This is a genomic window from Streptomyces sp. SID14478 (assembly GCF_010548525.1).
Classification (GTDB): Bacteria; Actinomycetota; Actinomycetes; order Streptomycetales; family Streptomycetaceae; genus Streptomyces.
Map to the genome: position 1 here is coordinate 1 of NZ_JAAGMG010000344.1, position 6,572 is coordinate 6,572.

Here is a 6,572-nt window from a genome sequence, read left to right on the forward strand (position 1 = left end):
CCGGGCGAAGGAACTCCTCGCCGCGGCCGCCCGGCGGGCCCGCGAGGAGGAGCGCGACCTGGGCTCCGTCCTGTCCGAGGAGGCGGACCTCAAGGACGTCGACGTGACGGAGCTGACGGACCCGGCCCGGTACACCGGGGCGGCCGGGGCCCTCGTGGACCGGGCGCTGACCCGCCGGTGACCGCTCACCTGCCGCTCGGGGGTGCCCTGTGCCACGCGCGGCAGGGCGAGTTCAGGGCGCAGCCCGGCCGCGCCCCTGCCCGGACCGAGCCGTCCTGACCGCCGCGAGCACGCCTCCCCGTAGCCGAGGGCCCGCCCCTCCCGACCTCTCCCCTGGAGCCATCCTCATGACGTCCGCGCCTTCCCCGTCCGCCCCCGCGGGGCTCCTCCACCATCGCGCCGAGGGCTCGCCCAGCGCGCCGCCGCTGCTGCTCGGGCCGTCCCTCGGCACGTCCCTGGCCCTGTGGGACGGCCTCGCGCCGGAGCTGTCCGCCGCGCACCGCGTCGTGCGGTGGGACCTGCCGGGGCACGGCGGCTCCGCCGCGTCCCTGATCGGGGCCGGGGCCACCGTGGGGGACCTGGCGCGTCTGGTGCTGGCGCTCGCCGACTCCCTCGGGATCGAGCAGTTCGCCTACGCCGGCGTGTCGTTGGGCGGCGCCGTCGGACTGCATCTCGCCGTGCACCACCCGCAGCGGCTGACCCGGCTCGCCGTGCTCTGTTCCTCCGCCCACTTCGGCGGCGCCGCCCCCTGGCAGGACCGGGCCGCCCTGGCGCGCGAGGAAGGGCTGGCGGGGATCGCCGCGTCGGCTCCGGCCCGCTGGTTCACGCCCGGCTTCCGCGCGGAGCGCCTCGTGCAAGACAACCGGGACGCGGACCCCGGGGCGTACGCCGCGTGCTGCGACGCGCTGGGCGCGTTCGATCTGCGCGACCGCCTCGACGAGATCCGCGCGCCCACGCTGCTGGTCGCCGGGCGCGAGGACCCGGCCACACCGCCCGCGCACCTGCGGGAACTCGCCGACGGGGTGCCGGGCGCGGAACTCGCGGAGCTGGCCCGTGCGTCGCACCTGGCCGTGGCCGAGCGGCCGGAGGCGGTGCTCACGCTGCTGCGGGCCCACTTCGGGCAGGACGCCCCGCGCGGCATGGAGGTGCGGCGCCACGTGCTCGGCGATACGCACGTGGACCGGGCGCAGGCCCGGCAGACGCCGTTCACGGCCCGTTTCCAGGACTTCATCTCGCGCTATGCGTGGGGCGAGATCTGGACGGACCCGACGCTGTCCCGGCGCGAGCGCAGCATGGTGACGCTGACCGCGCTCGTCGCCCACGGCCATCTCGACGAACTCGCCCTGCACGTACGGGGGGCCCGCCGCAACGGACTCACCCCGGACGAGATCGGTGCCGTACTGCAGCAGTGCGCGGTGTACGTGGGCGTACCCGCCGCCAACGCGGCGTTCGCGGTGGCGCAGCGGGTGCTCGACGAGGAGGAAGGCCCGACGCAGGACCAGGTCACAGGGTGACCCTGCGGGACGTGGGTCCGGCCGGGCCCGCTGTCGGGTCCGGCAGCGCGCCTGGGCTTGCGTTGTGCGGGGGCTCGGTTCCTGGCCGGCGCGCGTGGCCCAGGAGGCCCGCCGGGTCGAGGAGCGCCAGCTTCTCCGCGCTGTCGGTGCCGGGGTCCGGGTGGGCGATCACGAGCGTGCGGCCGGGCGCGCCGCTGACGCCGAGCCGCTCCCGGTTCAGGCGCAGCCGGCCGACCCTCGGGTGGTCGATCTCCTGGGGCCGGCCCTCGCACACGTCCACGTCGTGGCGGGCCCACTGGCGGCGGAAGAGAGGGCTGGAGCGGCTGAGTTCGGCGACGAGTTCGCGGTAGCGCGGATCGTCCGTCTCGGTGCCGACCGACGCGCGGAACCCGGCGACCATGCCCCCGCCGGCCAGCTCCCGGTCGGGGTGCAGGGCCTGCTCCTCGGGGTCGAGGAAGAGGTCCCGCAGCCGGTTGGCCCCGGTCACGAGGCGTGGTGACAGCGCCGTCGCCCACGCGTTCGCCGCGAGGACGTCGAAGTACCGGCCCTCGACCCAGGCGGGCAGCCGCACCGTGGCGAGCAGCAGCCCGATGCTCGGGGGGACGCTCTCGCGCCCGGGGCGCCGTGGCCGCCGGGGCGGTCCCGCGGCGAGGCGCAGCAGATACGCCGTCGCCTCCTCGTCGAGGCGCAGCACGCGGGCGAGGGATTCGAGGACCTGGACGGAGGGGTTGCGGTCGCGGCCCTGTTCCAGGCGCAGGTAGTAGTCGGCGCTGATCCCGGCGAGCGTCGCCACTTCCTCCCGGCGCAGCCCCGGCACCCGCCGCACCCCGACGGAGCCGATCCCTGCCTGCTCGGGTGTGACGAGCGCGCGGCGCGCCCGCACGTAGTCGCCCAACGGGTTCGGTGCCTCGCTCATCCCTCCACGGTAGTGCGCCCGCCCGCGCGGCTGCCTGGCCCTGTCACCCCCAGGATCACGGGGGTACTCCCCCGCACCCGGCCGGGACGCCACTGTGGGCTGCGGACCAGCGGAAACGCACAGCAAGGAGTGACCACATGTCGACTTATGTACTGGTGCACGGCGCCTGGCACAGCGGGCGGTGCTGGGAGCGGGTGACCCCGCTGCTGACCGCGGCCGGGCACCGGGTGAGCGCTCCGTCCCTGACCGGATCCGGTGACCGGGCTCATCTGCTCGGGCCCGAGGTCGGACTGGACACGCACGTCGACGACGTGGTCCGGACGATCCTCGACGGCGACCTCACCGACGTCGTCCTCGTGGGGCACAGCTACGCGGGTCTGGTCGTCTCGTCCGCCGCCAACCGGGTCCCTGACCGGATCGCACGGCTCGTCTACCTCGACGCGATGGTGCCGCTGGACGGCGAGAGCGCGGCGGACGTCCTGCCCGTGACCCAGGACCTGATCGACCTCGCCCTGAAGTCCGAGAGCGGCTGGCGGGTCCCGCCGCCGCCCGAGATGCCGCCGCCCGCGGGCCTGTTCGGCGTGACCGACCCGGCCGACCTCGCCTGGCTGCGCTCGATGCTCTGCGACCAGCCGGTGCGCAGTCTGCAACAGCCGGTCCGCCTGGACGATCCGGCGGCGGCCGCGATCCCGCGGTCGTACGTCCACTGCACCGGCGTGCCGACCGGTTTCGCGCGGCGTCCGGTTCCCGCGATCCAGCCGAACGGGACGCCGGCCCGGGTGCGGGAGCTGGCGACCGGTCACGATGCCATGATCACCACGCCGGACGCGCTCGCCCGGCTCCTGCTCACGCTCGACTGACCCCTCAGCGCAGACCGCGCCCCGTCTCCAGCACCTCCCGCGCCCGCGCCACGAGACCGTCCGCGCCGCACGCCCGGGCCAGGGTCAGGCCCCGGTTGAGCTCGGACAGGGAGCGGGCCGCCATGCCGTACTCGACCCGGGCGAGGGCGTGCTCGTACGCGCAGGGCGAGGCCTCCAGGTACGTCACCGCCTTCGCGTAGAGGGTGAGCTGCTTCTGGCCGCTCTCCAGCGCCGCCGCACAGCGCAGCACTTCGCCGATCGCGGTGTCGGTGCCGAAGCGCTCCGCCTGGACCCGGGCCTCCGTGACGAGTTCGGCGGCGCGCCGCGGGTCGCTTGGGGCGAGGGCGCGGGCCAGGTCGGGGGCCCACGGCGCCATGATCGTGTTGTGGCCGCCACGGGCGATGGCGGCCTTCGCGGCGGTCTCCAGCTCGTTGATGCCCTCGTCCACGTGCCCCGTCGCGAGGAGCAGGCGGCCACGGACCGAGTGCGCGTCAGGGAGCACGATCGTGGAGGGGTAGGGCGGGCCGAAGGCGTAGCGCTCGGCGATCTCCTGCGCCTCGTCGGCCTTGCCGCGGGCGAGCAGCGTGTCGATGAGCATGCACGCCGCGTCCCAGTGCATCGGCAGTCCGCGCCCCACCCGGTCGGCCAGGCGCAGCGACTCGCGCAGGAACGCTTCAGCATCGGTGAGACGACCCCGCCTGCGGTGCACGTAGCCGACGAAGGCGTGCGCGAGGGCGAGGTGGCCGCCGCTCCAGCCGGCGGTCTCGTACTCGCGGACCGCCTCGGTGAACAGGCTCTCGGCGCGGTCGAGCCGGTCGGCGAACAGATACGCGCTGCCGAGCATGGCGAGGACCTCGAAGCCCCACTCGGGGTCGGTCCAGCCGAGTCCGGGCGCGAGGCGGCCGTTGACCAGGGCGCGGTCGCAGCGCTCGACGACCTCCTCCGCGTTCTCCCCGCGGGTCATCGCGTCGAAGGCGCGCAGGATGAGCAGCACGCGCTCCGGGTTGTCGCGGCCCATGAGCCGGTCCGCGATCGTCGCCAGGTTCCGGGAGCGGCCCGGGGAGTCCTCCGCGCCCGCGTGGATGCCCTCCCACATGAAGTGCATGGCCTGCAGGCGCAGCCGCGCCGGACCCGGTTCGAGGCGCTCGGCCTCGTCGTCGATGAGGCGCAGCGCCTCCTCCAGCTGGTCGTTGTGGACCAGCGCCTGGGAGAGACGGCAGACGGCGTCGACCCGCTGGTCGCCCAGGAGTCCGGGGGTCGTGTCGAGGGCGGCGTCCAGGTGCCCGATGGTGGTCGCGGGTGAGGTGAGCAGCGTGGCGCAGCCCAACTCGTAGAGCAGGTGCGGGCGGACGTCGGGCAGCGGGGGCTCCTGGAGGGCGCGCTCCAGGCAGCGGCGGGCGGCCTCGGGGGCGCCGACGGCCAGGTGCTCCCCGGCGGCGGCGCGCATCTGCTCCACGAGTTCGGGATCGTCGTCCGGGTGCACCTCGAGCAGGTGGCGGGAGGCCGCGGCGGGTCCGCGCCCGGAGGCGGTCACCGCCCAGGCGGCCTGGCCGTGCATGGCGGTGCGGGTGGCCGAGGGGATCGCGTCGTACACGGCGGAGGCGATCAGGGGGTGGACGAACTCGAGGGCGGTCTCGCCCCCGTACGTGGCCTCCGTCAGGATGCGGGTGGCGCGGAGCCGTTCGGCGCAGCGGCCCGCCTGTTCCGGGTTCAGTCCGGCGAGCAGCGCGGCGAGTCCGGGGTCGATGCGGGTGCCGAGGATGGCGGCGGCCCAGGCGAACTTGGTCGCCTCGATGCCGAGCCCTTCGAGACGGGCCACGAGGCCGGTGCCGCGCGCCGACTTGTTCAGCGCGCGCAGTTCGGCGGCCGCGTCCTCCACCGGTTCGAGTTCGCTGTCCTGCACCTTGGCCAGCAACTCGACGGTCTCGTACGGGTTTCCTCCGGTGACGGCCCACACCTCGCGGCAGAACGGGTCGTCGGCGTGGTCGCCGAGCGTGGCGCGGGTCAGGCCCGCGGCGGCGGCCGGGGTGAGGGCGCGAAGTCTGGTGGTGCCGGGCCGGGCGGCGGCCGCCACGGCGTCCAGGCAGACGGCGGCGGCCGCGTTGTCGGGGTCGCGCTGCGCCACCACGACGAGCACCGGCAGGTCGTCGAGGCGCTCGGCGAACGCGGCCAGCCACTCCAGGGTCTCCAGGTCGGCCCAGTGCGCGTCGTCGATGAGCACGACCAACGGCCAGTTCAAGCGGGCCAGTCGGGACACCGCGGCCACGAGTCCGTCCCGCACGCCCTGCGGGTCGGCCTGCCGCCCGGTGGGCTCGGCTATCCCGAGGGCGGGGCCCGCGATGTCGTACCAGTCGCCGAAGTACTCGCGGGCCTCCTCCTCGGTGAGCGCGAGCAGGGCGGGCTGCAGGAGTTGGCGTACGACGTTGAAGGGGACGGAGGTGACCGCCTCGCCGCCGCGGGCGGACCAGACCGTGGCCCGGCCCGCCGCCATGTCGCGGACCTGGCCGAGCAGGGCCGTCTTCCCGATGCCCGCCTCGCCCTTGTACACGACGAGGCTGCCGGACGACGCGGCGTCCGCGCACAGGTCGTCCAACGCCCGTGCCGCCACGTCGAGTTCGGACTCCCGCTCCCACAGGGGCGGACCGAAGGAGGCGGCGTCGGCGTGCCGTCCCTGAGTCATCCCGCATCCTCCCGGCCTCGTTCGTTCGCTGTTCCGTTCACGAGAGTAGTCGGCGGCCGCGCACCGCGGTGGGGGGTCTCGCGAGCCGGTGACATTTGGTCGGACCTGGGGGTTCACCCGATCCGTACGGACCGATCGGGAACGTACGGCACCACGATGCGATCCGTAACGATCCCGAACGCAATGCGGACCCTCTCATCCCCTTTTCAGGCACGCCTCATACTGTTTCGTCCATGACGTCGCAGACTCCCGCAGGCTGGTACCCCGATCCCGGCCAGGCTTCCGACGGCCCGCGCACCGAACGCTGGTGGGACGGCGGCCGCTGGACGGACCAGGTCCGGCCCGCCGCCGCCTTGCCGCCCCTCCCGCCGCAGGCGGCCGCGCCGGGTCCCGGGCAGCTCGCACAGCAGCCCACCGCCCCGGGGACGATTCCGGCATACCCCAACTACCCTGGCTATCCGGGGCAGTTGCCGCCGAAGCCGCGCAGCCGTGCGCGGACGGCGATAGCCACCGGTGTCGCGGTGGTCGTGCTCGCCGGCATAGCGGGCGGCGTCTACGCGCTCACCGCGGACGACGACGGCGGCGGCAAGAGCGACACGGTC

Annotated in this window: 5 protein-coding genes and 1 pseudogene; 4 read left to right on the forward strand and 2 right to left on the reverse strand. The window is 74.9% G+C overall.

Features of this window, described 5'->3' with window-relative positions; translation table 11 throughout:
• Positions 1–181 (forward strand): annotated as a pseudogene (locus tag G3I40_RS11325) (3-carboxy-cis,cis-muconate cycloisomerase); the annotation flags it as partial.
• 166 nt (positions 182–347) lie between these two features.
• Complete coding sequence (gene pcaD / locus G3I40_RS11330; RefSeq protein WP_164302038.1) at positions 348–1,514, forward strand: 3-oxoadipate enol-lactonase; 1,167 nt, start codon at positions 348–350, stop codon at positions 1,512–1,514.
• On the opposite strand, the gene G3I40_RS11335 is transcribed toward pcaD, so the two are convergent.
• Positions 1,504–2,430 carry a helix-turn-helix transcriptional regulator gene (locus G3I40_RS11335; RefSeq protein ID WP_164302039.1) on the reverse strand — a complete coding sequence of 309 codons (927 nt, stop codon included), beginning with the start codon at positions 2,428–2,430 and terminating at the stop codon, positions 1,504–1,506. The two genes, pcaD and G3I40_RS11335, sit on opposite strands and share 11 nt — an antisense overlap.
• A 137-nt stretch (positions 2,431–2,567) precedes the next feature.
• Here G3I40_RS11335 and G3I40_RS11340 point away from each other — a divergent pair, with 137 nt between their 5' ends.
• Positions 2,568–3,290 (forward strand): alpha/beta hydrolase, encoded by a 723-nt coding sequence (locus G3I40_RS11340; protein ID WP_164302040.1) that lies wholly within the window; start codon positions 2,568–2,570, stop codon positions 3,288–3,290.
• A 4-nt stretch (positions 3,291–3,294) separates the two neighbouring features.
• Here the strand turns inward: G3I40_RS11340 and G3I40_RS11345 are convergent, their stop codons facing one another.
• Entirely contained in the window at positions 3,295–5,970 is a 2,676-nt protein-coding gene (locus G3I40_RS11345; protein ID WP_164302041.1) for an AAA family ATPase, read from the reverse strand.
• Positions 5,971–6,203: 233 nt separating this feature from the next.
• Between G3I40_RS11345 and G3I40_RS11350 the strand changes: the two genes are divergently transcribed.
• Positions 6,204–6,572 (forward strand): DUF2510 domain-containing protein (locus G3I40_RS11350; protein WP_164302042.1); only part of this gene is annotated, 369 nt, incomplete at its 3' end.

Excerpts from the sequence above, each read along its gene's own strand:
- pcaD (WP_164302038.1), top strand. The coding sequence starts at position 348 with ATGACGTCCGCGCCTTCCCCGTCCGCCCCCGCGGGGCTCCTCCACCAT.
- G3I40_RS11335 (WP_164302039.1), bottom strand. The coding sequence starts at position 2,430 with ATGAGCGAGGCACCGAACCCGTTGGGCGACTACGTGCGGGCGCGCCGC.
- G3I40_RS11345 (WP_164302041.1), bottom strand. The coding sequence starts at position 5,970 with ATGACTCAGGGACGGCACGCCGACGCCGCCTCCTTCGGTCCGCCCCTG.
- G3I40_RS11340 (WP_164302040.1), top strand. The coding sequence starts at position 2,568 with ATGTCGACTTATGTACTGGTGCACGGCGCCTGGCACAGCGGGCGGTGC.